This is a genomic window from Rhizobium acaciae (assembly GCF_025941625.1).
Lineage (GTDB): Bacteria > Pseudomonadota > Alphaproteobacteria > Rhizobiales > Rhizobiaceae > Rhizobium > Rhizobium acaciae.
The window spans coordinates 12,416-38,283 of sequence record NZ_JAPCZO010000023.1; the positions used below are offsets into that span (position 1 = coordinate 12,416).

23 protein-coding genes are annotated in these 25,868 nt (G+C 59.4%); 9 read left to right on the forward strand and 14 right to left on the reverse strand.

Annotated elements, in window-relative coordinates; all coding sequences use genetic code 11:
• The first annotated feature begins 2 nt into the window (after nt 1–2).
• Nucleotides 3–404: a response regulator gene (locus tag OLZ32_RS29730; protein ID WP_264424208.1), complete on the forward strand. Its 402-nt coding sequence runs from the start codon at nt 3–5 to the stop codon at nt 402–404.
• Nucleotides 405–669: 265 nt separating this feature from the next.
• On the opposite strand, the gene OLZ32_RS29735 is transcribed toward OLZ32_RS29730, so the two are convergent.
• Nucleotides 670–2,079 (reverse strand): aminotransferase-like domain-containing protein, encoded by a 1,410-nt coding sequence (locus tag OLZ32_RS29735; protein ID WP_264399451.1) that lies wholly within the window; start codon nt 2,077–2,079, stop codon nt 670–672.
• A gap of 90 nt (nt 2,080–2,169) precedes the next feature.
• On the opposite strand from OLZ32_RS29735, the gene OLZ32_RS29740 reads away from it, so the two are divergent.
• Complete coding sequence (locus OLZ32_RS29740; protein ID WP_264399450.1) at nt 2,170–3,033, forward strand: DMT family transporter; 864 nt, start codon at nt 2,170–2,172, stop codon at nt 3,031–3,033.
• A 191-nt stretch (nt 3,034–3,224) separates the two neighbouring features.
• Here OLZ32_RS29740 and OLZ32_RS29745 read toward each other — a convergent pair whose 3' ends face one another.
• From OLZ32_RS29745 to OLZ32_RS29760, 4 genes are all read right to left on the reverse strand, one after another.
• Nucleotides 3,225–3,560 carry an antibiotic biosynthesis monooxygenase family protein gene (locus OLZ32_RS29745; protein ID WP_062943321.1) on the reverse strand — a complete coding sequence of 112 codons (336 nt, stop codon included), beginning with the start codon at nt 3,558–3,560 and terminating at the stop codon, nt 3,225–3,227.
• A gap of 501 nt (nt 3,561–4,061) precedes the next feature.
• The gene (locus OLZ32_RS29750; protein WP_264399449.1) at nt 4,062–4,589 is read right to left on the reverse strand and encodes a cupin domain-containing protein; all 528 of its coding nucleotides are present in this window, start codon (nt 4,587–4,589) and stop codon (nt 4,062–4,064) included.
• A gap of 293 nt (nt 4,590–4,882) precedes the next feature.
• Nucleotides 4,883–5,269 (reverse strand): cupin domain-containing protein, encoded by a 387-nt coding sequence (locus OLZ32_RS29755; protein ID WP_264399448.1) that lies wholly within the window; start codon nt 5,267–5,269, stop codon nt 4,883–4,885.
• Nucleotides 5,270–5,384: 115 nt separating this feature from the next.
• Entirely contained in the window at nt 5,385–6,602 is a 1,218-nt protein-coding gene (locus OLZ32_RS29760; protein WP_264399447.1) for an ROK family protein, read from the reverse strand.
• A 196-nt stretch (nt 6,603–6,798) separates the two neighbouring features.
• On the opposite strand from OLZ32_RS29760, the gene OLZ32_RS29765 reads away from it, so the two are divergent.
• From OLZ32_RS29765 to OLZ32_RS29785, 5 genes are all read left to right on the forward strand, one after another.
• A complete protein-coding gene (locus OLZ32_RS29765) occupies nt 6,799–8,073 on the forward strand; it encodes an ABC transporter substrate-binding protein (RefSeq protein ID WP_264399446.1) in 1,275 nt (424 codons plus the stop codon).
• A gap of 211 nt (nt 8,074–8,284) precedes the next feature.
• Nucleotides 8,285–9,169 carry a carbohydrate ABC transporter permease gene (locus tag OLZ32_RS29770; RefSeq protein WP_017988828.1) on the forward strand — a complete coding sequence of 295 codons (885 nt, stop codon included), beginning with the start codon at nt 8,285–8,287 and terminating at the stop codon, nt 9,167–9,169.
• Nucleotides 9,169–10,020, forward strand: coding sequence for a carbohydrate ABC transporter permease (locus OLZ32_RS29775; protein ID WP_264399445.1), 852 nt, complete (start codon nt 9,169–9,171; stop codon nt 10,018–10,020). Before OLZ32_RS29770 ends, OLZ32_RS29775 begins: the two co-directional genes overlap by 1 nt.
• 46 nt (nt 10,021–10,066) lie before the next feature.
• The gene (locus OLZ32_RS29780) at nt 10,067–11,212 is read left to right on the forward strand and encodes an ABC transporter ATP-binding protein (protein WP_264399444.1); all 1,146 of its coding nucleotides are present in this window, start codon (nt 10,067–10,069) and stop codon (nt 11,210–11,212) included.
• 17 nt (nt 11,213–11,229) lie between these two features.
• Entirely contained in the window at nt 11,230–13,362 is a 2,133-nt protein-coding gene (locus OLZ32_RS29785; RefSeq protein ID WP_264399443.1) for a beta-galactosidase, read from the forward strand.
• A gap of 256 nt (nt 13,363–13,618) precedes the next feature.
• Here OLZ32_RS29785 and OLZ32_RS29790 read toward each other — a convergent pair whose 3' ends face one another.
• The gene (locus OLZ32_RS29790; protein WP_264399442.1) at nt 13,619–14,599 is read right to left on the reverse strand and encodes a LysR family transcriptional regulator; all 981 of its coding nucleotides are present in this window, start codon (nt 14,597–14,599) and stop codon (nt 13,619–13,621) included.
• A 48-nt stretch (nt 14,600–14,647) separates the two neighbouring features.
• Here OLZ32_RS29790 and OLZ32_RS29795 point away from each other — a divergent pair, with 48 nt between their 5' ends.
• Complete coding sequence (locus tag OLZ32_RS29795; RefSeq protein ID WP_264399441.1) at nt 14,648–15,634, forward strand: MBL fold metallo-hydrolase; 987 nt, start codon at nt 14,648–14,650, stop codon at nt 15,632–15,634.
• 26 nt (nt 15,635–15,660) lie between these two features.
• Nucleotides 15,661–16,746: an aldo/keto reductase gene (locus OLZ32_RS29800; RefSeq protein WP_264399440.1), complete on the forward strand. Its 1,086-nt coding sequence runs from the start codon at nt 15,661–15,663 to the stop codon at nt 16,744–16,746.
• A gap of 218 nt (nt 16,747–16,964) precedes the next feature.
• On the opposite strand, the gene OLZ32_RS29805 is transcribed toward OLZ32_RS29800, so the two are convergent.
• The 8 genes from OLZ32_RS29805 to OLZ32_RS29840 all read right to left on the reverse strand — a co-directional run bounded on the left by OLZ32_RS29805 (nt 16,965) and on the right by OLZ32_RS29840 (nt 25,661).
• Nucleotides 16,965–17,549 (reverse strand): GNAT family N-acetyltransferase, encoded by a 585-nt coding sequence (locus tag OLZ32_RS29805; protein WP_264399439.1) that lies wholly within the window; start codon nt 17,547–17,549, stop codon nt 16,965–16,967.
• 496 nt (nt 17,550–18,045) lie between these two features.
• Complete coding sequence (locus OLZ32_RS29810; RefSeq protein WP_003541036.1) at nt 18,046–18,699, reverse strand: hypothetical protein; 654 nt, start codon at nt 18,697–18,699, stop codon at nt 18,046–18,048.
• 282 nt (nt 18,700–18,981) lie between these two features.
• The gene (locus OLZ32_RS29815; protein WP_003541035.1) at nt 18,982–19,320 is read right to left on the reverse strand and encodes a slr1659 superfamily regulator; all 339 of its coding nucleotides are present in this window, start codon (nt 19,318–19,320) and stop codon (nt 18,982–18,984) included.
• Between the two features lie 7 nt (nt 19,321–19,327).
• Nucleotides 19,328–19,888 (reverse strand): slr1658 superfamily regulator, encoded by a 561-nt coding sequence (locus OLZ32_RS29820; protein ID WP_003541034.1) that lies wholly within the window; start codon nt 19,886–19,888, stop codon nt 19,328–19,330.
• Between the two features lie 3 nt (nt 19,889–19,891).
• Nucleotides 19,892–22,255 carry a SpoIIE family protein phosphatase gene (locus tag OLZ32_RS29825; protein WP_029870461.1) on the reverse strand — a complete coding sequence of 788 codons (2,364 nt, stop codon included), beginning with the start codon at nt 22,253–22,255 and terminating at the stop codon, nt 19,892–19,894.
• Nucleotides 22,252–23,424 carry a class I SAM-dependent methyltransferase gene (locus tag OLZ32_RS29830; RefSeq protein ID WP_264424211.1) on the reverse strand — a complete coding sequence of 391 codons (1,173 nt, stop codon included), beginning with the start codon at nt 23,422–23,424 and terminating at the stop codon, nt 22,252–22,254. The genes OLZ32_RS29825 and OLZ32_RS29830 overlap by 4 nt, the downstream gene beginning before the upstream one ends.
• Complete coding sequence (locus tag OLZ32_RS29835) at nt 23,421–23,930, reverse strand: hypothetical protein (protein ID WP_026159939.1); 510 nt, start codon at nt 23,928–23,930, stop codon at nt 23,421–23,423. Before OLZ32_RS29835 ends, OLZ32_RS29830 begins: the two co-directional genes overlap by 4 nt.
• A gap of 75 nt (nt 23,931–24,005) precedes the next feature.
• Entirely contained in the window at nt 24,006–25,661 is a 1,656-nt protein-coding gene (locus OLZ32_RS29840; protein WP_017988820.1) for a putative bifunctional diguanylate cyclase/phosphodiesterase, read from the reverse strand.
• Nucleotides 25,662–25,868: the final 207 nt, after the last annotated feature.

Sequence of the window (25,868 nt, forward strand, 5' to 3'; positions counted from 1 at the left end):
TCATGGTTACAGTCCTGTGCGTAGAAGACGAAGTCGAGATCCGGAACCTCCTCGTCGAAGAACTGAACGAAGCCGGCTACAAGACGCTCGAGGCCTCGAACGGCGCCGAGGGACTGGAAATGATCCTGTCGAAATGGCCCGATATCGTCATCAGCGATATTTCGATGCCTGTCATGGACGGGCACCAGCTTCTGGCCGAAATTCAGATCAATCACCCGGAGCTCTCCAATATTCCCTTCATCCTGCGGACGGCGTTGACCGACCGGGAAAATACGCTGGCCGGCCTGCGCGGCGGAGCGGCGGACTATCTGACGAAGCCGCTCGACTTCGATCTGCTGCTCGCCAAGCTCGAAGGCTGCGTGACGCGTCTTGCCAACGACAAGGCGGTTCACCGGTCGTTTTGATGGTTGTCGGCGGGATTAAGAGAGCCTCACCCTGAGGCGCCACGCAGAGGCCTTGAAGGGCGAGGCGGGTGCGCAAACGTCAGATGGATGCAAGGGGCAGCGCTGCGGCGTGTCCTTCGAGGCTTCGCCCCGTGGGCTACGCGCCTCAGGATGAGGGTCGTTGGTGAATGCCGCCCATCACCAATCATCGTCGGCGGATGACGCCCTCAAAAGAGGGGTTGGACGCAGCGAGAAGAGCGCGCTCGATCCGCTCCGCCCGCTTCCATCATCCTCTTCCTGCCAGGATATCGCCCAGCACCTCGAACACCCGCGGATCGAGCGTCTGAGATACGTTGAAGCGCATGAAATTCGTTGCCGATTGCGACAGGCTGAATGCGTTTCCGGGAGCCAAAACGATCCTCTTTTCCAGTGCGGCTCGCGCCACATCAGCCGCATCGATGCCGTCGGGCAGCAAGCACCAGAGGAACATTCCGGCCTGGGGCTCCAGCCAGGGCGTTATCCCTAAGCCTTTCAGCTTGGCCGAGACCTCGCTCATCGCTCGGGAGAGCCGGTGTCTGAGCGTCTCGATGTGTTTGCGATAGCTGCCGTCGCTCAAGACGTTCAGCACCAGTTCCGCCGTCAGCCGGCCGCCGCCGAAGGAGGTGGCGATCTTGAGATCTGTCAGTCCGTCGATCCATTCCGGTTTCGCCACGACGAAGCCGCAGCGGGCCGAGGCCGACAGGGTCTTCGAGAAACTGCCGATGTGGATGACCCGCTCGAGCCCGTCGAAGGCGGCAAGGCGGGGTGCTGGCGTGTGCTCGAAATCGGCAAAGATGTCGTCTTCGATGATGGTCAGGTCGAACTGGTCGGCGAGTTTTAGAACCCTGTGCGCCGTAACGGGAGACAGGGTTGCGCCGGTTGGATTGTGGATGGCGGAGTTGGTGATGTAGAGCCGTGGACGCATATCGGCGACGACTTGCGCAAACAGCTCGATATCGGGACCGGACGCGGTGTAGGGCACACTGATTATCTTTGCCCGATGGGCGCGCAGCAGCGCATGGAAATTGAAATAGCAAGGATCGTCGACCAGCACCGTGTCGCCGGGTTCCAGCAGGAAGCGGCAGAGCAGATCGATGGCCTGCGTGCCGGAATCGGCCAGCATGATTTGATCCGGGGAGGCTTCGATCCCCCGTTCACCCATGCGCCGCGAAATCAGCTGGCGCAGTTGCGGCAAGCCGAGCGGCGAGCCGTAGTCGGCAAGCGCCGGCCCGTCAGCGCGGGCAAGCGTCCTGAGCCCGCGGCGCATGCCGTCCCCCGGCAGCCAAGAGGGCGGCAGCCAGCCGCAGCCGGGCTTCAGGTCGGTTTCGCCGGCCTCCAGCGATTGCCGCGATATCCAGAACGGATCGACGGCGCGGTCGAGCTTCGGCCCGGTCTCGGCAAGCGCAAAGGGCGCTGCCTGGTTGGCGACGTAGAATCCCGAGCCTGGCCTTGCCAGGATCGCGCCTTCGGCGACCAACCGCTCATAGGCATCGACGACGGTCGAAGTCGACAGCTTCAACGTCGCAGCCAGCCCCCGCACCGATGGTAGCCTTGCGCCCGGTGTCAGGCTGCGCCCGGCGATGCGCTGCCTGATTGTTGCCACGACCATCTCCACGCGTGTGCGTCCTTCGTTCATGCGTATTGCTTTCTGGACCATTACAGTATGGCAAAATCGTATCAGATTGTCACTGTTATGACCATCCGCGTTGGCCGATAAGAGTGAGAGAATGAAGGAGTGCAGCGCATCATGGACCGCATGGCATCGGGATGGATCAATGGTTTTATCGGGGTGGTGATCTTCAGCGGATCGCTGCCGGCGACACGCGTGGCGGTGATGCAGTTCGATCCGGTTTTTCTCACCGTGGCGCGCGCGGCGATCGCCGGCTTTCTCGCGCTTGGCCTGCTGATTGCATTCAGAGAGAAGCGGCCGAGCCGAGGCGATATCCTCTCCCTGGCGGTCGTGGCGCTCGGCGTCGTGGTCGGCTTTCCCCTGCTGACGGCGCTGGCGCTGCAGCATGTCACCTCAGCCCATTCGATCGTCTTCATCGGCTTGCTGCCGCTCGCAACGGCGATCTTCGGCGTGATCCGTGGCGGAGAACGGCCGAAGCCGGCCTTCTGGCTGTTTTCCGTTCTCGGCAGCGCGCTGGTGGCGGGATTCGCATTGACGCAGGGCCTGACGGCCTCGCCGGTCGGCGATCTGCTGATGCTGGCGGCGGTCATCGTCTGCGGCCTCGGTTATGCCGAAGGCGGCAGGCTTTCACGTACGCTCGGCGGGTGGCAGGTGATTTCCTGGGCGCTCGTGCTGTCGCTGCCGGTGACGGTCGCGGTGGCGCTTTTCCGTCGGCCGGCAACCTTCTCCGACATCGAAACGCCGGCGCTGCTCGGCCTTGCCTATGTCTCGCTGTTTTCCATGCTGATCGGCTTCATCTTCTGGTATCGCGGCCTGTCGCAGGGCGGCATCGCCGCCGTCGGGCAACTGCAGCTGCTCCAGCCATTCTTCGGCCTGGCGCTCGCCGCAACCCTGCTGCACGAGCCCGTGACCTCAGCCATGCTCGCCGTGACCGTTGCCGTCATCCTGTGTGTGGCCGGCGCCCGCAGGTTTGCGCGGTAGGCCTGTCAGTCGCTTTACAGAGGATAAGTTTAGGAGGGCGAGACCGCTACCGCGTCCTCCTCGTAAGCGGGGAGGTGCCGTCAGGCGAATAAGGCGCTTCGCCAATTCGGCCGTGAAGTCATTGAGCCTCTGAGCATGAGGAGATCGAATCTGCTCTTGGGCTGTCGCAGAACTCCCTTCAACAAGCCAACTCATGTCTCTTCAATATTGAATCCATAGGCTCGCTCGACGAGCGCAATACGGATTTCATAGCGAGTATACCAATCTGACCGACCGCGATTTTGCGCCTCAACGTGATCGACGACGGATTTCCAGGCTCGAATGCTATCCTCATCCTTCCAATACGAGATGAGTATGCCGAAACCGTCGGCCCCGCGTGCGCTTTCGAAGCCTAGATAACCCGGCTGCTGTTTTGCGAGTTCCGTCATCGCATAACCCATCTCGCCATAGCCGTTGTCGACCTTTGTTCGTTGAGAGGAAAAACTGACCATGTAGTATGGTGGTTCAGGCAAAGCGGCGATGGACATTTGGGCTCCGATCCGTTGCTATAAACGTCATCATGCGCGGCTCAGCGCCGCGATCGCAATGCTCTCGGCATACTGCGAAAGCGAGTAATCTTAGATGCGGCGGACTGCCTTTCATCGTGAGGCAATCCGCTATGTTGGCTCGATGCGGTTCCGCCCATGGCTGCCCTGATATCAGTGCGCGGCCGCTGCCCAGAAGATATGCGGGGGGCCGATGTGCGACAAGGAATGACGCGTCCAGCTGACGGGTTTTGTTTTGGCTTGACGGGGATGATCGTGTCAGCCTGCGCGATCGGCACACCACGATGCGCCTTAACCCGGGGCAGCATTCTGGCCTGGCTTCCCCCGATTGCCGCCGCCCGGCTGACGGAAGGCGTTGCAAACGAAATTGACGAACTGTTGCGGTTGGCTGGCGCGCGCCCATAACTGTCGGAGTTCCAAGCAAGCGTTGGTCTTGGCTTTACGCGAAGCCGCCATTGCGGCGAGGCTATCGGCCTGGCTGATCTATTCGCTGTTTCCTCGGCCCTTTGCTTCCCGCACCAGGTCCGGCATCCCGTCATGCGGACCGAGGGCATGGGTGGGATGGTCATCCCACCAATCATTATGCAGCGGTCGGCGGTGAGGATGGAGCGGGTAGAAAATGCGGTTTTCGGTCTTGTGGCGCTCTCCGACGACGAGGAGATGCACTTCGGCCTGCGTGTTGTTGAGGAAACTATGGGCGATCCCGGTGCCGGCAGGAAATCCGACGGCGTCGCCGGGCTTCAGCCGATAGAGATGGCCATCGAGCCAGACGTCGGGTGCGCCTTCGAGAACGTAGACGAATTCTTCCTCGGCGCTCTCGGCATGCGGAAAGGATGTACGCCGGCCAGGCGGCAAGCGCTCGTGATGAATGCCCAATTTCGCCAGGCCGAAATAGCGTCCGAAAGGCGCGCCGATGCTCATCAACTCGTCGTCCTCGTCATAATGCGAGTCGTCAGGCCGTTCGATCTCGCTCCAGTGGACGACAAAGGAGGGGCGCTCCGACGTTGCCATGGTAATCCTCCTGATGTGAGAGGTTCAGATGATTGAGGACACGGACATGCTGCCGTGAATGGAAGGCGACCGCAAGGGCGAAACGGTGGCCCGCATGCAAGTGGTGTGGTTGGTCGTCGTTGGCTCAGACGCCTTTCACCGTAACCCTCTCCCTGCAAACGGGTTCCGAAGGGCGGCGGGGCAAAGCGAATTCTCATCAATGGGCAGCCAAACCCACGTTTCCTCCATTCCTGCGAGAGCACAGGAATGGCAAGAAAAGTGGTGCCGGCCTGATCACCGGTTATACGAACGGCTCACTTGGCGGGCACGACCAGCGGCTCCCCTTTGCGGACGATGTAGGTTGCCAATTCCGACGCTTTGCCGCTGCCGACATTCTTCGCGGAGTGAGCGACGCCTGATGGAATGAACAAGGATTGGCCGGCTTTGAGGGTAACCGGCTGCCTGCCCTCGAGCTGGTATTCCAGCGTTCCTTCGATGACGAAGGCGATCTCCTCGCCGGGATGCGTGTGACTAGGGGCGAGAACGCCCGGCGCGAAATCGACGCGCACCTGGACGGCCTCGTGGCCGGGCACGTCGATATCGTTCTTGATGAGATCGGTCCGCTGCAGCGGCTGTTCTGCGTGTGCTGCGGCTGCGCCGCCGAGAACAAGGGCGAGCGCGATAGCCTGGATCATTTTCATCTTGTCATCCTTCCTGAATTGACCACGTCCGACCGGCTGGCCGTATCGGGATTTAAGTCGATGATTGAACCAGGGATGTGTCGGCAAACCCGCATTTTTGTAAGCCAGTGTATCACTACGCCGCCGACGATGAGTCCACGGGTCTGACGCTGGCAAGATTGGCAATGTCCGTGATGCCGCCGGAGGATTCGAAGTCGAATATTTTTTGGGTGACCAGCGCGGCGGCACCCCGGGCCCAGGAATTGTCCTCCCAGTCGGGCAAGAGGGGCGGGGCGGTTCGGAAGGTCCGGGCGGAAAGCGCTTCGCGCAACGGCGTCAGGAAAGGGTCGCCGAGGGAGACGGCTTCGCCGCCGGCGACGATGACTTCGGGATCGGTAATGTTGACGAGATTGGCAAGGGCGGTGCCGATGCCGCGGCCGGAATCGGCAACGAGGGCGAGGGCGGTGGCATCGCCCGATGCGAGCGCCCCCGACAGTTCCGGCAGATCGAGTTCCTCGCGGCCGGTCGCTTCCCGCCAGCGCTGGAGCATCGAGATTTGGGAGTGATAGGCCATCAGACAGCCGCGCTTGCCGCATTCGCAGAGCCGGCCGTTCTCCTCATAGAGCGTGTGGCCGAATTTGCCGGCAGCACCATTGGCGCCGCGATAGAGCTTGCCGTCGATGACAAGCGCGCAGCCGATGCCGACGCCGACAGCGAGAACGGCCATGTTGCGATGCTGGCGGCCGAGCCCGAAGAGCTGCTGGGCGATGGCATAGGCATTGGTGTCGTCTTCCAGCCAGACCGGCACATGCACGCGGCTGGCGACCAGCGAGGCGAGGGGGACATTGTCCCACTTGAATCGGTAACTGCGCACGCAGGCCGTCTGTTCGTGGTTGATGACGCCGGGCATGGAGATGCCGATGCCGGCAAGCTTCGCGTTCGGCCGGCCGGCGAGTTTCACCAGTTCGGGCACGGTGCCCGCCAGCAGGTCGGCGACCTTATCCGGGTCGTGGCCGTCGAGGCTTACCCGCATGGCGGCGACGGGGTTGGTGGCAAGGTCGGTTGCCACGCACTCCACCGAATCGACCATCAGTTTGAAGCCGACGGCGAGCGCGTGCTCGTAGTTGATATCCACCGGGATCGGGCGGCGGCCGGTGAGGCCAGGCACGGTTTTCCCTTCGATGACGATACCTTCCTCCAGAAGGTCGGTGACGACGAAGGTGACGGCGGCCGGGCTCAAGCCGATGACGGTGGCGATATCGGCACGGCTCCTCGGCCCCTCGCGACGGAGGAGGTTGAGGATGAGGCGTCGGTTCATGGCTCTCGCCGTGGTCTGGTCGCCTTTTAACTTCACGATGCATTCCTTAATTTTGTAAATTAATTATTGCGGGCTGGTGCGATCTATGCATAAGTTTGGCCGCCGATCAACTCAGCCAAGCGGATTATACGCCTTGGACGACGGATGGATCGGCGCGTTGAATGCCTGATTGAGCGCTTCGTGGAGGAGGCGCCGAGACGGTGATGTTGATCGATCAACTGGGAGGAATTCAATGACATTTTCGAAGCAATTTCCGTCGACGACCCGCAGAAGCTTCCTGAAGGGTGCGGGCATGGTCTCCGCCGCAGCGGTCACCGGCAGCTTCCCGATCCCTGCGATCGCGCAGGCCCAAGAGGTCACGATGATCTCTGCCGAAAACAATGGCGCTGCGCTCGACGCGCTGAAGGCGATCGCCGCGAGCTTCAGCAAGGAAGCCGGCGTCAACGTCGTCATCAACAATATGGACCACGAGGCCCACAAGACGGCCATTCGCAACTATCTCGTCGCCGGCGCGCCTGACATTTGCTCCTGGTTTTCGGGCAACCGCATGCGCGCCTTCGTCAAGCGCGGCCTGTTTGACGACATCTCCGACCTTTTCGAGAAGGAGAAGTACAAGGACGTGCTGGGTGCCACGGCCGGCGCCGTCACCGACGGGGGCAAGCAATATGGCCTTCCCACCGGCGGCACGCTCTGGGGCATGTTCTATCGCAAGGATGTGTTCGAGCAGCATGGCCTGACCGTGCCGAAGACGGCCGAAGAGTTCATGGCCTACGGCGACAAGTGCAAGGCCGCGAGCATTACGCCTGTCGCGATCGGCACCAAGGAATTGTGGCCGGCGGCCGGCTGGTTCGACCAGATGAACCTGCGCATCAACGGCCTCGACAAGCATATGGCGCTGATGAACGGCGAGATGAGCTATCTCGATCCCGCGCTGACGGCGGTTTTCGACCAGTGGGAGGCGATGATTTCGAAGGGGTTCTTCACGGAAAACCACACCTCTTTCGGCTGGCAGGAGGCCGCGGCGCTCCTGGCGCAGAAGAAGGCCGGCATGATGAACCTCGGCGCTTTCCTGCGCTCGGCTTTCACCGCCGAAGATCTGCCGCAGCTCTCCTATGCGACCTTCCCGGTGCTCGACGCCAAGGTCGGCCACTACGAGGAGTTCTCGGTCAACTCGATCCACATTCCCGCCAAGGCCAAGAACAAACAGGGCGCGCGCGAATTCCTCGCCTACTTCTACAAGCCCGAGAACCTGGCGGCCTATCTGGAGCCGGCCGGCAACGTGCCGCCGCGCAGCGATCTGCCGCCGAGCAAGGATCCGCTCGTCAATATCGCCGTCGAGACGATGAAGACGGTGCAGGGCACGTCGCAATATTACGACCGCGACAGCGACCCCGACATGGCGCAGGCCGGCCTCGTCGGCTTCCAGGAATTCATGGCCAAACCCGACCGGCGCAAGGCCATCCTGACGCGCCTCGAGGGCACGCGCAAGCGCATCTACAAGATTTAAGGGGCGGGTGCCGGCCCACGCCTGGTTCTTCGCCTGAGGCTGCCCCTCACCCTAACCCGTAAACGGGGCGAGGGGACGTGCCATACGAGAGGCTGGTGGGGAACCGAGAGGTTGCCGCATATCCCCTTCGCCCCGTTTACGGGGAGAAGGTGGCGGCAGCCGGATGAGGGGCGGGTCGCCGCTTGCTTTTGTCGTAAATGAGGCTCCTGATATGTTGATGTTATGGCGCCGCCAGCGTTGGTGGCTCACCCCGACTTTGCTCATCGCGCCCGCGATCGGGTTGTTCTTCACGGTCATCCTGCTGTCGGCCATCAGGAGCCTCTGGATCAGCCTGCACGACTGGGATGGCTTTGGCCCGATGGTCTGGATCGGCTTCGGCAATTACGTCGAGCTTTATAACGATCCGCAATTCTACGTGTCGCTGAAGAACAACCTGATCTGGCTGGTGATGTTCATGGCGGCACCCCCTCTCGGGCTCGCCATCGCGCTGCTGGTCAACCAGAAAATCCGCGGCATGCGCTTCCTGAAGTCGCTGTTCTTCATTCCGCTGGTGCTTGCTTCGGTGACGGTCGGCGTCGTCTTCACCTGGGTCTATACGCCGGAGTTCGGGTTGCTCGCGCTGATCTTCCGGGCGTTCGGGGCGACGGCGCCAGCGGTTCTCTCCGACGAGCATTTCGTCACTTTCGCCATCGTGATTGCAGCGCTCTGGCCGCAGATCACCTTCTGCATGGTGCTTTATCTCGCCGGCCTCAACAATTTGAGCGAAGAGCTGATCGGGGCAGGGCGCGTCGATGGGGCGAGGGGCTGGAACATGTTGTGGCACATCGTGCTGCCGCAGCTAACCCAGGTCACCTTCATCGCCATTGCCGTCACCGTCGTCGGGGCGCTCAGATCCTTCGACATGGTCTCGGTGATGACGAACGGCGGCCCGTTCGGTTCGTCCTCGGTTCTCGCTTACCAGATGTTCGAACAGTCGATCTTCTCCTACCGCTTCGGTTACGGCGCGGCGATCGCCTCGGTGCTGTTCGTGATCATGGCCGCCTTCATCGTCTGGTACCTCAGCCGCATCATCCATACCGAAGAAAGGGGAGGCTGATGTATCCTCGTCCCATTCCCGATGCCGCCGTCTGGCAGCGCCGCCTCCATGTGCTCGCCGTCGTCATCGTCCTGCTGCTCTGGCTCTGCCCGCTGTTTGCGATCATCCTCACCTCGTTCCGCTCGACCGAGGATGTGATGGGCGGCAATCTGTGGGGATGGCCGACCGGCATCGGCGTCATCGACAATTATACTGATGTCTTCACGCAGACGCCGATGGCTCGCTACTTCCTCAACAGCCTGACGATCACCATTCCCTCGGTGATCGGCGTGCTGGTGCTCTCCACGCTCGCCGGCTATGTGCTGTCGCGCTACCGCTTTCCCGGCAACATGCTGATCTTCGCGCTGTTCGTCGGCGGCAATTTTCTGCCGCACCAGATCATGATGATCCCGGTGCGCGACCTGATGGTCCGGCTCGACCTGATCGATACCACAGCAGCGCTGATCATCTTCCACGTCGCCTTCCAGACGGGCTTTGCGACGCTGTTCATGCGCAATTTCATCGCGGCATTGCCCGATGAACTGTTCCAGGCGGCCCGGGCGGAGGGCGCCTCTCCCTTCCAGACCCTATGGCATGTTGCGATCCCGCTGGTGCGGCCGGCACTTGCCGCACTCGCCATACTGATCTTCACCTTCATCTGGAACGATTATTTCTGGGCCGTGGTGCTGACCGTCAGCGACTCCGTCAAACCTGTGACTGCCGGCCTTGCCAATCTTCGCGGCGAGTGGGTCTCGGCCTGGAACCTGATTTCCGCCGGCACCATCGTCGTCGCCGTGCCGCCCGTCGTCATGTTCTTCCTGATGCAGCGGCACTTCATCGCAGGCCTGACCATGGGCGCGGTGAAGGGATGAGCGATCTCCTAAAGTTCCAAGTTTCAACAGCAGAGAGCCAGGACGCATGACCAGTCTCGAACTCCGACAGATCAACAAGAATTACGGCGCCTATCACGCGCTGCGCGGCATCGATCTTTCCGTAGCACAAGGCGAGTTCATCGTCATGGTTGGCCCCTCCGGCTGCGGCAAGTCCACACTTTTGAAAACGATCGCCGGCCTGGAGGAGATCTCCTCCGGCCAGATCCTGATCAACGGCCGCGACGTCAGCAAACAGGAGCCAGGCGATCGCGGCATCGCCATGGTCTTCCAGTCCTACGCGCTCTATCCGCATATGACGGTGGCGGAGAATATGGGCTTCGGTTTGCGCATGGCCAAGCGCCCGAAGACCGAGATCGAGGCGGCGGTGGCGCGCGCAGCCAAGATTCTGAGGATCACCGACCAGCTGGAAAAGCGGCCGAAGCAGCTTTCCGGCGGTCAGCGGCAACGCGTGGCGATCGGCCGGGCAATCACCCGTTCGCCCGATGTCTTCCTGTTCGACGAGCCGCTGTCGAACCTCGATGCGGCACTCAGAACCCAGATGCGTGTCGAGCTCAGCAGCCTTCATGCCGAGCTCGGCGCCACCATGGTCTATGTCACCCACGACCAGGTGGAGGCCATGACCATGGCAAGCCGGATCGTCGTCTTGAACCAGGGGACAATCGAGCAGGTCGGCTCGCCGCTCGAACTCTACCGCAACCCGGACAATCTCTTCGTCGCAGGCTTTCTCGGCGCCCCGCGGATGAATTTCCTGGGCGTTACCGTCGACGAAGTGTCCGGCCGCAATGTCACGGTCTCCGCACCTGGCCTCGTGCCGGTGACGGTGGAACTGGCGGAGGCGACGGTGCTGGCGAAGGGCGCCAGCCTGACGCTGGGTGTAAGGCCGGAAAACATATCGATGGTCGCCGACGGGGCGCAGGGCGGAGCGATCAACGGTCAGGTCCGGCTGGTCGAGCATCTCGGGCGCGAAACCATTCTCTATGTCGACGCCGGCAATCTGAGGACCATCGCCTCGGAAAGCGGCACCGGCAACATCACGGTGCAGCTGAGCTACGTCGCGCCTTTTGCCGCCGACCAGAACGTGGCGCTGAAGCTCGACGCCAACGAACTCTATCTCTTCTCACCCGATGGCGGACGCACGATCAGCGCCCGCAAGACGACCCTCGACCGATAATCACAGGAAACATCACCGTGTCCGACAAGACCCTCTCCGTATGGAACCCCGTCAACACCGACCGCTTCCTCGTCGGCGCCCCGCACTATCCCGAGCACGTCGATGAAAGCTACTGGGAGCGCGACGCCGAGCGCATGGCGAAGGCCGGCTTCAACGTGGTCAGAATGGCCGAATTCGCCTGGCATATTCTCGAGCCGAAGCTCGGCACCTTCGATTTCGACCTGTTCGACCGTGCCATCGCCATGCTCGGGCGCTATGGCATCGACACGATCATGTGCACGCCGACGGCAACGCCGCCGCGCTGGCTGACCGTGGCGCATCCGGAGATCTTAAGGGTCGACGGCAAGGGCCGGCCGATGAGCCATGGCTCGCGCCAGCATTGCGACACGGCAAGTCCGGTCTTTCGCGAACACAGCCGGCGCATCACCAAAGCAATGGCCGAGCATTATCGTGACAATCCTTTTGTCGTCGGCTGGCAGACCGACAACGAGTTGAACACCAGCATGCCGGAGAGCTTTTCGAAGGCAACGCTCACCGAATTCCAGGCCTTCCTTGCCGACAGATATGGCGAGATCGGCAAGCTCAACACGGCGTGGGGCGGCGATTTCTGGGCGACGGCCTATGACAGCTTCGACCAGGTGGTGTTGCCGATCGAGTTCGGCCCAACCTTCCCTAGCCCCGGCCATCAGCAGGATTATCACCGTTTCCTCGCCTTTTCGACGGCGCGCTTCCAGCACGACCAGGTGGAGATCCTGCGCGCCGTGAAACCCTCCTGGTTCGTCTTCCACAATCTCGGGGGCCTTAGGGATATCGATTTTCGCGGCCAGTTCACCACCGATCTCGATTTCGTCGGCTACGACATCTATCCGATGCTCTATGACGAGTTCCAGCGGCTCGGAAACCACGCCAAGGTCCAGGCGCTGCACCTCGATATCTGCCGTGGTTTTTCCGGCAACTACATCGTTCCCGAGCAGCAATCGGGCTTCGGCAGCCAGCCGGGTTTCTGCACGCTGACGCCGGAGCCGGGCGAACTGCGCCGCATGGCGCTTTCCTCTGTCGCCCATGGCGCCGATGGTCTGATGTTCTTTCGCTGGCGGCCCGCCCATTTCGGCGCCGAGATCTACTGGATGGGTATCATCGATCATGACGATATCGGCCGGCACCGCTATGAGGAGGCCAAGCGCTTCGCGACCGAAATGACGGCACTGAAGGACAAGATCCTCGGCACCTATGTGCGCATGGATGTCGGCATCGCCGGATCCGACTTCGACAATCAGGAGGCCCACAAGACCTATCCGATCGGCCTGCCGAGCCCACAGGACGATGCGATCCTGCTGCACCAATATTGCTACGACCGCGGCATTGCCTGCGGCTTCATTCATCCCGAGGACGACCTTTCCAAGCTGAAGCTGCTTTATGTGCCGCATTGGGTGATGTGGAAGGACGAATGGACCGAGAGGCTGAAATCCTTCGCCGAGCAGGGCGGCACTGTCGTCATCGGCGCGCGCACCGGCACGCGCAACGAAGACAATCACGTTATCCGCGAGACCGCGCCCGGCACCTCGCTGTCGCAGCTCACAGGCGTACGTGTCGAGGATTTCGGCCGTCTCGCCGCCCCCGGCGCCAACGGGCTTTTCGATGTGATGGAGCGTTCGGGCGGGCTTGTCATTCCGCCGAACAAGCCGGCGGAATCACATCGGCGCGAACGCCGCTTCAAGATCGGCAACCGCGAACTGGCTGCCGGCTATTTTTATGAAAACCTGGCAATCGGAAGCGATGTCGAGGTGGTTGCGGCCTGGTCCAACCGCTATGCCGAGGGCCAGCCGATGGCGACGTCGCGCAAGCTCGGCAAGGGGCAGGTGGTCTATGTCGGCACCTATCTCACCCCGGATCTGACGGCAGCGCTTGCCGAGCGGCTGTTTGCACCGGTCGGCATCGAGCCGCTGATCGGCGACCTTCCAGAGGGCGTCGAGGTGACCATGCGGATGAATGACGACCGCCGGCTGCTGTTCATCCAGAACTACACCGACCAGCCGGCCGCCATCGGCGGCGTTCCCGCTGGCCGTGATCTCCTCGATGACGAAAAGCCCGTTGCAGGTAGGCTCGATCTCGAAGGCTACGGCTGCGCGATCATCGAGCTCGCGGGGTGAGTTGCGCTCGCCAGGCGAAAGCGTGGCGAGGGCTGCTGCTGCATTCTCAGTCGTCCTCGGCCTTGAGCCGAGGATCCATATCACGGGCTCTGACGGGGTGCCATTGTAGATGCTCAGGCTCGATCCCGAGCATAAAGGAGAGGACTGCCAGCGGAAGGCCGCGTTCATGGCGCAGACGCGCCGATCACGACCTGTCAACGTCGGCGTCGTCCCTTCAGGTCGAGAAGCGAGTCAGGCGTAGGTCATGACCGTTCAATTAAGCAGGCATCCGGGACAGCTTCCAATCGTAGGAGCGCAAGAAGCTCACCAATGCTCGCATGGCGGCGCTGGAGTGTCTTTTGCTCGGGTAATAAAGATACCAGCTTGGCAAAAGGGGACTCCAATCCTTCAGAACCTCCGTCAACCGGCCGTTTGTCAGGTAGGGTGTGGCGTAGTCCTCGAAGATATGGGCCAATCCGCATCCGGCGACAGCGGCCTGCAGTTCGTTGTGTGCCGAACTCACCGTCAATCGTCCCTCCGGCAAGACCTCGAGGGCGTCTCCGCCATTTTCAAATTTCCAGGATACCAGCGTGCCGCCGGGAAATCGTCGTCGAATGCAATTGTGGCCGGCGAGATCATTGGGGGTCAGAGGCAGGCCATGCTTTGCAATATAGTCCGGCGACGCCACGATCGCGTATCGAAGCGATGGCCCCAGCGGTACTGCGATCATATCTTGTGCCAGTTGCTTTCCGAACCGAACGCCCGCGTCAAAGCCTTGCTCGACGATGTCGATGACCGCTGCATCGCTGATGAGCTCGACCTTGATGTCCGGGTATGTGTCCATAAAGGTGAACATTGCCGGACAGAGCAGGTGATCGATTGCGGGACCTGGCGCATTGATGCGAAGGGTGCCGGACGGGTTTTCCTTTAACTGATTAAGGTCATCGACTGCGAGACGGATGTCCGTCAAAGCTGGACCGAGGCGCTGCAGGAGACGCTGTCCCGCCTCCGTCGGCGAAACGCTTCTTGTTGTCCTGTTGAGCAGGCGGATGCCGAGCGCCTCTTCCAAAGCGTTGATTGTCTGGCTGAGTGCTGATGATGAAACGCCTCGCTCCAGGGCGGCGGCCCTGAATCCGCCGCACCTGACGATCGCGGCAAAAACATCCAGGCTATCCAAGCGAAACTGATCCATTGCGAAGCCTACCTTATCAAGCTGCTTAGATTTGCTCGTCTTATCAGCGCAGTGATTTGAGGTCATCTAAATACCTCAACCGCACATGCGGATTGTCGACTGAAAGGAAAAGCAATGGATCGACTCACATTGAACCGGCGAACGGTCATGGTTTCAGCGGTTGCTGGAACGGCCGCTCTGCTGCTCGGAGGTTCAGCCGGATCAGGCAATGCACAGATGCAGAGCCCGGACGCCAGGAATGTTGGGTATTATCGATTTCGGGTCGGGCAGATCAAAGCGACAGTTTTGAGCGATGGCGTGATCGGCGGCCCACCGACGGTCTATGCCAACGATGCTCCGGAGGCCGAGCTGCAGGAGGTTCTTGGCCGCGCTTTCCTTCCTACCGATCACATGACCCTTCAACTCAACACGCTGCTGCTCGAGGTCGGCGACAGGCGGATATTGCTTGAGGCGGGAGCCGGGGCCACGATGGGACCGAATGCGGGGCATGTGTTCGACAATCTCGCCGCCATCGGTCTCGATGCAGGCGATATCGACACGATCGTGGTGTCCCACACGCATCCTGACCACGTCGGCAATCTGAGCACTTCCGAAGGCAAAAAAGCGTTTCCCAATGCCACCGTCTACGCACCCCGGGCAGACTGGGATTTTTTTGTGCGCAACGATCCCGATCTCTCCTACATGCCGGTACCAAGGGACTTTCGTGACCGGTTTGCAGCGGCGATCAAACGGAGTGTCGAGCCGATCGCAAAGGACATCGAGCTCTACGAGGCAGGTGCGGAAATCGTGCCGGGCCTCACGACGATAGCTGCGCCCGGACATACGCCTGGCATGGCAACATTCCTGGTCCACTCAGGAAACGACCAGCTGCTCCTCACTGCGGACCTTGCCTATCACCCGGTCGTCAACATCGACCATCCGTGGCGACCCGGACCTGATAGAGACAAGGATACCGCGCTCGCGTCGCGCCGCCGCATATTCGATATGGCCGCGACCGATAGGCTCCTCGTTCTCGGGTTTCACTACCCGTTCCCGGGCCTCGGACGAATGCTCAAGACCGACATGGGTTACGCCTGGGTCCCGGCGGGCTGGCAGTTTTGACCAGAAATCCAACTGGAGGTTTTCTCATGACCCGAACGACAATCGGCCGGCGGCGCTTTCTGGGGGCGATGGGTCTGGCTGCCGCGAGCGCCGCGATCGCAGCAGAAACAAAGGCACAAGACGCGACAGGCGATGCGCCGCTCCCATCGACGCCGGCAACGGAGCCCGTCCTGACGCGCACGGTGCCGAAAACGGGAGAGCGGCTCACAGCCCTCGGACTTGGCACTTTCCTGACATTCGACCGACGACCTGGTGAAGCGCGGGACGACCTGCGGGAGGTGTTCAGGCGCTATGTCGCCGGTGGCGGGCGTGTCGTTGATACCTCGCCCTTGTATGGATCGGCCGAGGTCAGCGTTGGCCAGTTCATGGCGGAGATGCCCGAGGCGTCCGAAATCTTCCTGACAAACAAAATCTGGGCGACGGGAGAATATCTGGGCGACGAGAGCCATGCGGAGGAAAGCTTTCGGCAGTCGAGGCTGCGGACGTGGCGTGACACGATCAACCTGATGCAATGTCACAGTATCACAAATGCGCAGGTCGTCGTTCCGCTCCTTCGTTCATGGAAAAAGGAAGGGAAAATTCGGCACGTCGGTATCACGCATCACGAGGCTTCGGCCCAGGAGGCTCTCACGAAATTCATCGAAAGCGGTGAGGTCGACTTCGTGCAGACCAACTATTCCATCTTCGACAGGAATGCCGAAAGGCGTCTCCTGCCATCGGCCGCAGACAACGGTGTCGCCATCCTGATCAATCTGCCGCTTGAAAAGGCCAGATTGCTCAAAGTCGTCGAAGCTCAGCCGTTACCGGAGTTCGCAAGCGAGTTCGGCGCGAAAACCTGGGCGCAGTTCTTTCTGAAGTGGGTCATGGCCCATCCCGCCGTAACCTGTGTCCTGTGTGGTACTTCCAACCCGGACCACATGAGTGACAATCTTCAGGCGATGCGCGGCCCACTTCCCGACGAAGCGATGCGCCGACGTATGTTTAGCCACATGGAAGCTATCCCTGGCTTCTCCTCCATAAGCACGATGCCATGGTATCCCGGCAAGGAGCGACTGTACTCGGGCCTGATCCGAGACGCGCAGGCGAAAGCCAGGAACCGGCTTGGAGAATGATGTCCGGGTCCCGTCGAGAGGTCCGTTCGATAGGGCTGCTTTGCGCCCTCATTCCGGCCGTCTAAGCTACATCGTCCGACTTCTAAAGGCGGGTATCGCCTATAACCCGACTAGGCGCCTGCCGGCAGACGTTCTCGCCGGTCAGTTCCATCTTCGTTTCGCGGCTGTGCCGCGCGCTCGGCGCCCGTATGCCACAAGCTATCTGATCGAACTGAAGCTCAACGCGGCCGCCGCAGCATCGGGACGAGCGTCGGCGACGAACCGACCTGGATCGCGCCGAGCGGTTCGAAGCCGTAGCGTCGGTAGAACGGAATGTTGCGCGGATTCGAGGATTCCAAATAGGCTGGCGCGTGATCGCGATCGCACCGTGCGAGTGCGTACGCCATCAAGGCGTCGCCGTGACCTTTTCCTTGATGCGCCGGATCGACGCCGATCAGGGGCAGGTACCAATGTGGTTCGGTCGGGTGGTACGCGGCCATCTGCTCGAATATGGCTGTGGTTTCGGAGGCAAGAGAGCGAGCAACCGTGCTCTCGAGCACCGCACCAAGCCCTTCCTCGTCGGAATGCACTCCGGGCGATAGCCACAGCGCCGTCCCGGCGTAGCCGTCGGTGCAAAAGGCGCTTCCGTTAGAGAATGCGCCGCTCCCAAACGCCCGAATCATTCGCGGCATGGCCGCAAGGTACTGGTGTGCATGCGGCCAGGTCCATCGCGCCATAGGATCCGCTGCAAACGCCAGCATGACCGTTTCGATCGCCAGATCTTCCTCGGCCGCGGCCATAACTCTCACTGTTGGCGATTTCACGCTGCCCTCCTGACGTAGGTGGTCCGACGAGGCGCCCGCGCCCGTTCTCAGCTACGCATCGTAACCCGGATGGCGTGGGAGCGATACCAGTTGCTGCTGGCTTAGCGGTTCCGGATTCGCTCCGGTCCATTCTGGCCTTCGGACATGGATTTCGCCCGTAGAGCCTATGTATGTCCGCGATTGGCGCCTAGTTGCCATGCTTGGCAGGACCGCTGGTCCTCCACACCGAATTTAGGATTCTTTGTCCAGGTGCAAGTGGCACACCGCCTACAAGTTCAACCAGGACCGCGTCCAGTCGACAAGCGTGCCGATGGTTCCAAAGAACAGCGACTTGGCCGGGGCGCCCTAATCGGGGCCTGCTCACTGTTTAGAGGTTTGCGTTCGAAAACACGCAAAAAAAGAGCATCTCCGTACTCAAACAAAACGGTGATGCTCTTCGTAGTTTAGTGCGGAGCCATACTTGTCAGCTCCACACCGCTCGCAACTGATTTATCGGCTATTCGTCTGATGTCGCCGGCGCAGCGTTCTCCAGAGAGGTGCGGATTTGATCGATCTTCCCGTTTGCGTCGCCAACCCCGAGGATGGTTTTGGCCTGGTTCAGAACCGCCGGACTGACTTCACCGGTTCTCGTTGCGGCAGCCAATGCGTCCTCCAGCGCCTCGTCCCCCAACAGAGGGTCATCGGCCGCGGGCTCGATTCCATTGTCGAGTTCATACTGGGCATAAGCCATGGCATAGGCCGCGATGGCCGTCATGCGTGGGTCCGACGTATGCATCAACGCCTTGTAGTTTCGCTTCAAGGAGTTCAGGCCCGCAAGTTGCGCCGACAGGTTCTTTTGTTTGGTGCTGACTTTGGTCTCGTCTGCCTTGACGGACTTAGACTTGCTTGCCGCCTCGGTGGATTTGCCTTTCACGCCTTGCGATTTGGAGCTGCCATGGGTTGAACCGCTACCTTGGCTGCTGCTGCCATGGTTGCCGCTGTTTCCACCACCGCCGCCATGACCACCGCCGCCGCCATTGCCCCCACTGTTACCTCCGCCGTTTCCACCGCTCTTTGCCAGTGCGGCCATGTCGATCCCGGCAATCGCTACCGGGCTTGCTGCAAGAGCCAGCGAGAGCAAGGCCAAGGACGCTAAGGTTGCCGTGCGCATGGTTTTCCTCCGAACCAGATCATCAATCGCCGGGCAGATGCACGGCTTGAGCAGGTAGAGGAGGTTAGACGTTGATCGCCCCTTGCACATCGGACCGAGGTCCGATGCCGATCCCGTCTATAGTCCTACACGGCTTCGTATACTTAACGATTCCTGGTCGGAACGGTCGACGAGACGGGAAGGCGGGAGACCGAGGAGCCGAGGCGCAACTTCGATATTTCAGATGTTTAGAGGACGCCTCGCTGGTTTTTGCGAGAGCGTCAAACAGCATTCAATAGAGAATCACGCCAAGCGCAAATCGACAAGCGGGTGTAACTTCTTGAGATTCGGCAGGGATTTCGCTTGCCAGGGATATTGGCTGGTGCCTTTGACGACCAGCAGGAGGTCGTCCATCTTTCTGGCTTCAATCGTCAGCTTGGCCAGGAGATTTATGCCAGAGGAATTGAGGAACTCGAGACCCGTCAGGTTGAACGTCACCTGTTTGTGCCCCTCATGGAGAAGGCCTGATATCAAGGAGTAAATGGGCGCATAGGCGTCCGGTCCCGCCAGCCGGAATACGCCATCGAAATAGACCTCGTTTTTCTCAGCCCATACGCGGAAGTTTTCGTCGCTGATTTCCATTCTTCGCTCACAGATTGGAGGAGGGCGGCATCGCCACGGCTGCAGTCGTCGTCAGTATGATACGCTGGTTATCGTTCCCTTCGAATGCCCATGCCATTTTTGCATCGTAATCGCTCAGAAGGGTCAGCAACCCCAAGCCCGAACCGCCTTCTGCCGATATGGCATTGGTTTCGATTTGCTCAAGAAGAAGTTCCCCGGGGTCCCTCGATTGAAGGCGATGCAGCAGTTGCTGAAAGCGAGAAGATGTTACGCCATCGATCGTGTTTTTCACCCTTATTAAAAAAGTACCGTCGAATATTCCAGCTTCAATGAGGATCTCCCCAGGCTGTCGAAACTTGACGGCATTTTCGATCAACTCATTGCTGAGATATCCGATGTCATGATGCGCCTGCACATAATCCTTCCTTGAACGTGAATACCGCAGAGCCATGACTTCCGCTATAAAGTCGGACGTCATTCCTGAGTGCTTCCATCCAAGCTGAAGCGGTCCGTCGCTTAACGTGAGGCGAGTGCTTGAATCCAGGCTTATGCCCGTCAGAGATTCGATACCATATACCGTTGGCGTCATGTCTCACCTATGTCGCACTGCGAGAAGCGTGATGTCGTCGTAAATCTTCTGCGATCCGATGAAGAGCATTAATGTCGCTATAATTCCGGCAACGACTTTCTCAGCGCTCTGGTCCTTCAAGCGCAGTGCTTCGCGGGATAGACGTTCGATGCCAAAGAGTTCTCCAGCGTCGTTTTCGGCTTCTGTTACGCCGTCCGTATGCAGGAGTATGAGGTCGCCCGTCTCGAAGCTTATTTCACGGGTTTTAATGAAGGCAGAAATATCGGCTTCCAGCCCGATCGGTATACCCAGATCCATGGTGTCTATGCGCTCGACCTCGCCGTTCGCCCGCACGACGACAACTTCCTCGTGTTGTCCCGACAGGATCATCTCTTTGCCGTCGTAGTCAAGAAACGCCAGAGTGAGGTGCTTATCGATTTTGGTTCTCACTATGTTTTTAAATAGGGCGCTGTTCAGGTCTGTGAGAAATTTGACGGCATCGGTGTTTCCTGCTTCCTGCAGGGCGCGGGCGACGGATTGAACCATCAACATCAGCACGCCGCTTTCGAGCCCGTGTCCGGTGACGTCGCCGATGCCAATCTTCAACCGATTTCCGCTCTTCAATACGTCGTAATAATCGCCGCCGACTTCTTCTGCAGGTCTCATATAGGCTGCGATCTCAAGGGCCTGAAACTCCTCAAGCTCCTGGTGCAGCGGAAGAACCATGAGCTGGATTCTCTCGGCGACGGCGAGTTCCGTTCCGAGACGTCGATTTTCTCGCTGGAGCTGTGCGTTCAGCGTCGAAATCTCTTCCTTTGCATCTTCGATTTGAGCTGTTCGCTCTTCGACAAGCTGCTCGAGATTTTCCGTATGATAGCTGATCTGTTCGGCCATCCGGTTGAATGCTTCACCAGCCTCGCCGACCTCATCTTTGGTTGTTATGGCCACCCTGACCGAATAATCCTTCGCCTGAATCCGTTTGGCGGCATCTGCAAGTGCACTGATTCCGCTCGTTATTCGTTTCGAAGCCGCAATTACTGCTATAGCCACAACAAGCAGTGACATTAGGATCGCCAGGATTTGGTAGATCACGATCCGGTTGGTAGCTTCCGAAATTTTGGCCTGGGCCGCATAGAGGGAGGCCTGGATTTCTCGTTCAGGCACAACCACTCCAAGAGACATCGCCTCTTGCCGAACCGGGCCGCTGGACCAGAGATTGGTCGCGGGGAGTTTCTTGACGATAACGATATAGGGGACCTCGTTTCCCTCCTGCTGCAACAACAAATGTTGGATGCCCAGTTCACGATCAAGGGCCAGTTTTGCTATCGCAGGCTGGGAGCTTCCCTTCAGGGAGCGCTCCAGGCCGGTCAAGGCGCTGGCTCCGCTCGCATCGCTCGCAGAACGCAGACCGAGGGTTTTTTCTCCCGTGCTGTTGATCGCCACAACGTTTCCGTCGGACATTGCGAGAAATCCAAAGCCGGACTGGGCCACTTTCACATTCTCAACAATCTGCGCGAGCTGGTCGAGTGTGATGTCCGCGCCAGCCGTCCCGGCGACATCCTGCCGGTCGGCTGTCCACAATGGATGAAAGAAACTGACGATCAGCTTTCCGGTAATGGCATCGGTATATGGAGCGGTCTGCGTGATATCGTCGGCGACCGGCCGCGTTTTCGCGTCCTTGGCCCAGCTCTGCCAGGACTCGTAAAGCCCGGGGAAAAAGAAGTCCCAGAAATCGGCTTCGTTGTGCCCCGAATAAAGGCGATCGAAGGTCTGAGCCTGGTCGGTGTAAGGCGCCGTCCTGAAGATTGGCCGTTCTTTCGGTCCGATGTAGTACATCTGCAGCTTGGAAGCGCCGTGCTGCAGCAGGCTCGGCGCAACGATGTCGAGAACCGCGCTCGTCTCTAGATCGCGCTGGATGTCGGGTTTCGGCCGATGGTCAGGTCCGAGCAAGTAACCCCAGACGCTCACAACCGAAGCGGAGCCGGGCAGGTTCTGAGACCATTTTCCCTTCTCGTCGTAAACAAGGCTGACGCTACCAGGCGATGTGCGCGCGATCGCCGCACCGACATCGGAATTACGCTCGGGATCGTCGATTTGCGCCTGGAGCACACCTGCCAGGGTGCCGACGTCGCTATGAACCTGCCGCAGAAGCAAACTCACCTGTGCTGCGGTGGAATCGGCATATGTGCGGATGTATTCCTGGCTTGCCGCTTCCAGACCCTGCCCGACTTCGAGGGTGGCGTCGCGCGACAGCCTCTGAACATTCCAAAGTGCCAGTCCGCCGCTGACCAGCAGATCAAAGAGGACAGCTCCACCGACAACCAAGATGAACTTTGCCCGAAACGAACCTAGTCTTGCCGGTCTTTTCGATGAGCTTCTGTCCATCACAGTGGCTTTCGGCCGGAAGCTGCCCAGATCGGCCAGCCTGCATAACCCTTGGGATGAAGAGCAGCAAAGACATGATCTTTGAATCCTTGCCGGAACCTACGAATGAAATCTGATGAGTCGCCCCGTCGAACGGCCATCTCACCCGCGTAGACATTTTCCCAAGCTTCGATGACGTCTGCGAAGTCCTGGGGATCCCCGTCAAGATTGGTGACCATGAAGGAATCGACCTTGATACTATCGAAGCCCGCGTCGGCGAGGAGGTGGCGGCTTTTCGGCCCCATCTCGACATCCATGTCGAAGTGCCTGAACAGTTTGGCGACTTCTTCGTAAGTCCATTTTATGGATTCAGCATGTGGTTCGCCCAGACAATGCGAGTTTTTTTCGTTGGTGATGTAGACACGGCCGCCAGGCTTGCAGATGCGGTAAAGCTCCCTGAGCAGCATCTCGGGCCGGTCGAAAATCTGCAGCGAATGTCGGCAGGTCACAAAGTCAAATTGATTGTCTCGCAGCAGCATTTGGGAAGCGTCACCATAGGTGTACTCGATTCCCTGCAGATCGAAGTCGGCCGCGACCCTGCGGGCATATTCGAGGCTGCGCACGGAATGATCCAGCGCGACAAGGCGTGCCGGTTTAAATTCCCGTTGAACCAGGGCGGCGAAATCACCAATTCCGCAACAGATGTCCGCGATGACAAGACCGCTGCGCAGGCCGTGGCGAGGCAACAGTTCGCGTTCGTGCCTCCATGTCATTTTCGTCTGGGTGCGCAGAATGGGAATGAAAGTCTCATCCTCGACAAAGCTCTGGCCCGGATAAAACGCCGAATCGTAGACTTCGACCGACAGGCTTGGTTGTGATGCCGACAGCGTTTGGAATAGCGAGGTCGACCATGCCACCACGCTCGACGTAATGATGACGATCTTCCGTTCCGGTCTGATCCGGCAACTTGCCGTGAGTATATCGGCCAGGGCCGCGAAGGCAGTCATATTGATGTGGGTCAGACGTTTGACATTGACGTAAACGACCCCGCTGTATTTTTCCAAACTTTGCTGCACCAGCTTGAGGGCGTCGGTGATTTCAGCGGCGCTTTCGGGGCGCATCTTGCCAGACAGCAACAGCTCCTGATTTGTCGGATCAAAATGAACAGTGAAGGGTTGGGGAAGCAGGCTCATTGGAAGTCCTCGACCGAGGGGAAATCCGCAATGATTTGAATCCCTTGTCTGCCGTCTTTCTCAATTCGGATCGTGGCGCGGAATATTGCTGCCAAATCACTAAGCAAAACCGTCCCGTCGGACTTCATCACCACGTATCCAGAGCCGGCGCCGGGGACAGGCTGGTGTTCGCTTGCTCTTGCACTCGTGTGCTCTCGGCTAGATGCTTCCTCGCACGGAAACGTAATTCTCAGCCGATTGAATGTCGCGTTCCGGTAGAGACTGAAACTGATCCTTCCCAGCTCGCTCGTCGAACGGAAGGCAAGTTCGATGAGCTCGTTCGTCGCGACGGAAAGAAAATTGGAATATCGAGCGGGATCGCTGTGACCTTGGCCGAGAATGTCTGAGAGATATTCCGTAATCTTGTCGCAAAACTGCCATCGGGATTTGAACATCGCAACGTTCAGTTCCAGCGATACCATCGGCGAAAATGCATGGTCATCGAAGCTAGCTGCTTCCTGTTCCAATAAACCCTCCCTTCTTTTGCCTGGGGCGTCAGGTTGATGCATGCGATAGCTAAAGGCACGGCGAAAATCGGTTGTTCACTGTGGTAGCGCTGGGCTTACGGATGTGTCCGCCCGGGTGATGAACTCGCCAATCGCCTGGACCGGAAGCGGCCTGCTGATCAAATAGCCTTGAAGTCTGTCGCAGCCCACACTGCGCAACCATTCCGCCTGACCTGGCGTCTCTACCCCTTCGGCTGTCACCTGCATGTCGAGGTCATGTGCGAGGTTAACGATACAGCGGACGATTGCCTGGCTTTTCAGATCGCTTTCGAGGTCGGTGATAAAGTATTTGTCGATTTTGATCGTGTCGAACGGGAATGTCTTCAGATAGCTGAGCGAAGAATATTCGGTCCCGAAATCATCAAGCGAGATTCGTATCCCTAGCACGTTGAGCGTATTCAGGGTGTCGATATTATTGACGGTCCGCTCAAGCAGCACGCTTTCGGTTATCTCAAGCTCCAGACGGTCTGGCGGCAACCCGATCAAGTCCAGCGTTTGGGATACGCGATCAGTGAGGCCGCTTGTCAAGAATTCAGCCGCGGACAAATTGACCGCTACGATGTAGTTCTGCGGCCACTTCATTGCCTCGCGACATGCCTGCTCCAAAACCCATGCCCCTATTTCCGGCATTATTCCATCGGCCTCGGCCATCGGAATAAATGCCGTTGGTGGGATTTTTCCAAGTAGAGGGTGGTGCCATCTGAGCAATGCTTCGAAGCCGACAATGCTGCCGCCCTCGGCGATGGGTTGGTACTCAATAGAGAATTGTTGCTGGACCAAGGCCATGCGAAGGCTGCGACGCAGCAGTTCGCGTTGTTCCAGTAACTCAAGCATTGAGGGATCAAACGGTCTTGCACGACCGCGCCCGTCCTTCTTCGCGGCGTAGAGTGCGACGTCGGACGCTTTCATCAGCTGCTCCGGACTTGTACCGTCCGGTGGAGCAGCAGATATGCCGATACTGGCACCGACAAATAGCGCGATGCCATCTATCGTGAAGGGCTTTTTGAATGCATCAACCAAAGCTTCTGCTAACTGGTGTCCTTTGGCGGGATGTCCCGGGCCCCGTGATATGACGGTGAATTCGTCACCCGCCAGTCGATAGGCTCTGTCGTCCCTGGTAAGGCACCCTTGAATGCGGCTTGCAGCGAGCTGAAGAAGCTTATCGCCGGCCGGATGCCCAAGCGTGTCGTTCACGGGTTTGAAATCGTCAAGATCGAGTTGCATCAGGGACAGAGCCTCGTTCGAGCCCGCGGTCTCCCGCAACAACACAGCGAGGTCCTCGCTGAACTGGCGTCGGTTCGGCAGTCCAGTGAGCGGATCGTGGGTGGCCAGATGCAAAAGGGTTGCGCGCTCATCGTCGACAGATTCCTCGGACCGAACCACGGCAAACAGATCTCCGATCCGATAGATCGTCAGTCCGTGCGACCCTGGCGCGCCAAGATCCCCCGATATTCGCAGAGGCTGGGCACTGTCGCCCAATGAACGGAGGGCGAGCGTAATCGCCGATTTGTCCAATTCTGGAAAATGCTCCCAAAACGACGCTGCTGGTTTGACAGAGGGAGGCAGCTCATTGCCCAATAAATTCTCGACGGGATTGAAGTCGCGGTCAAAGAACAAAAGCCGATCGATCGAGCTCGAAGCTTTTGCCTCCTTTTGTCCGAGGGCCGAGGGGGCCGCACGAATTTTCCGCATGTCCGAGGCTCTCCCTAGCCAAATGTCCTAACCACATATCGTAGCAGTTCGACTCCCACACAACTTGTGCACGCTGAGATTTACATTAGGCATTTCTGATTAACAACCCCAAACCTCTGCCAAACTCGCTGACGGGGTGTGGGCGGGCAGCACTGGCCTATCCGTTACATCCGGCTTTATTACCGGAAGATCCAAAGCCTATTTGCG

What these genes read in the sequence shown, in the direction of transcription:
- OLZ32_RS29755 (WP_264399448.1), bottom strand. Translation starts at nt 5,269, where the DNA reads ATGAAAATGATCCAGGCTATCGCGCTCGCCCTTGTTCTCGGCGGCGCA.
- OLZ32_RS29745 (WP_062943321.1), bottom strand. Translation starts at nt 3,560, where the DNA reads ATGTCCATCGCCGCTTTGCCTGAACCACCATACTACATGGTCAGTTTT.
- OLZ32_RS29735 (WP_264399451.1), bottom strand. Translation starts at nt 2,079, where the DNA reads ATGGTCCAGAAAGCAATACGCATGAACGAAGGACGCACACGCGTGGAG.
- OLZ32_RS29770 (WP_017988828.1), top strand. Translation starts at nt 8,285, where the DNA reads ATGTTGATGTTATGGCGCCGCCAGCGTTGGTGGCTCACCCCGACTTTG.
- OLZ32_RS29780 (WP_264399444.1), top strand. Translation starts at nt 10,067, where the DNA reads ATGACCAGTCTCGAACTCCGACAGATCAACAAGAATTACGGCGCCTAT.
- OLZ32_RS29790 (WP_264399442.1), bottom strand. Translation starts at nt 14,599, where the DNA reads ATGACCTCAAATCACTGCGCTGATAAGACGAGCAAATCTAAGCAGCTT.
- OLZ32_RS29765 (WP_264399446.1), top strand. Translation starts at nt 6,799, where the DNA reads ATGACATTTTCGAAGCAATTTCCGTCGACGACCCGCAGAAGCTTCCTG.
- OLZ32_RS29730 (WP_264424208.1), top strand. Translation starts at nt 3, where the DNA reads ATGGTTACAGTCCTGTGCGTAGAAGACGAAGTCGAGATCCGGAACCTC.
- OLZ32_RS29750 (WP_264399449.1), bottom strand. Translation starts at nt 4,589, where the DNA reads ATGGCAACGTCGGAGCGCCCCTCCTTTGTCGTCCACTGGAGCGAGATC.
- OLZ32_RS29810 (WP_003541036.1), bottom strand. Translation starts at nt 18,699, where the DNA reads ATGCGCACGGCAACCTTAGCGTCCTTGGCCTTGCTCTCGCTGGCTCTT.
- OLZ32_RS29775 (WP_264399445.1), top strand. Translation starts at nt 9,169, where the DNA reads ATGTATCCTCGTCCCATTCCCGATGCCGCCGTCTGGCAGCGCCGCCTC.
- OLZ32_RS29815 (WP_003541035.1), bottom strand. Translation starts at nt 19,320, where the DNA reads ATGGAAATCAGCGACGAAAACTTCCGCGTATGGGCTGAGAAAAACGAG.
- OLZ32_RS29800 (WP_264399440.1), top strand. Translation starts at nt 15,661, where the DNA reads ATGACCCGAACGACAATCGGCCGGCGGCGCTTTCTGGGGGCGATGGGT.
- OLZ32_RS29830 (WP_264424211.1), bottom strand. Translation starts at nt 23,424, where the DNA reads ATGAGCCTGCTTCCCCAACCCTTCACTGTTCATTTTGATCCGACAAAT.
- OLZ32_RS29840 (WP_017988820.1), bottom strand. Translation starts at nt 25,661, where the DNA reads ATGCGGAAAATTCGTGCGGCCCCCTCGGCCCTCGGACAAAAGGAGGCA.
- OLZ32_RS29740 (WP_264399450.1), top strand. Translation starts at nt 2,170, where the DNA reads ATGGACCGCATGGCATCGGGATGGATCAATGGTTTTATCGGGGTGGTG.
- OLZ32_RS29820 (WP_003541034.1), bottom strand. Translation starts at nt 19,888, where the DNA reads ATGACGCCAACGGTATATGGTATCGAATCTCTGACGGGCATAAGCCTG.
- OLZ32_RS29795 (WP_264399441.1), top strand. Translation starts at nt 14,648, where the DNA reads ATGGATCGACTCACATTGAACCGGCGAACGGTCATGGTTTCAGCGGTT.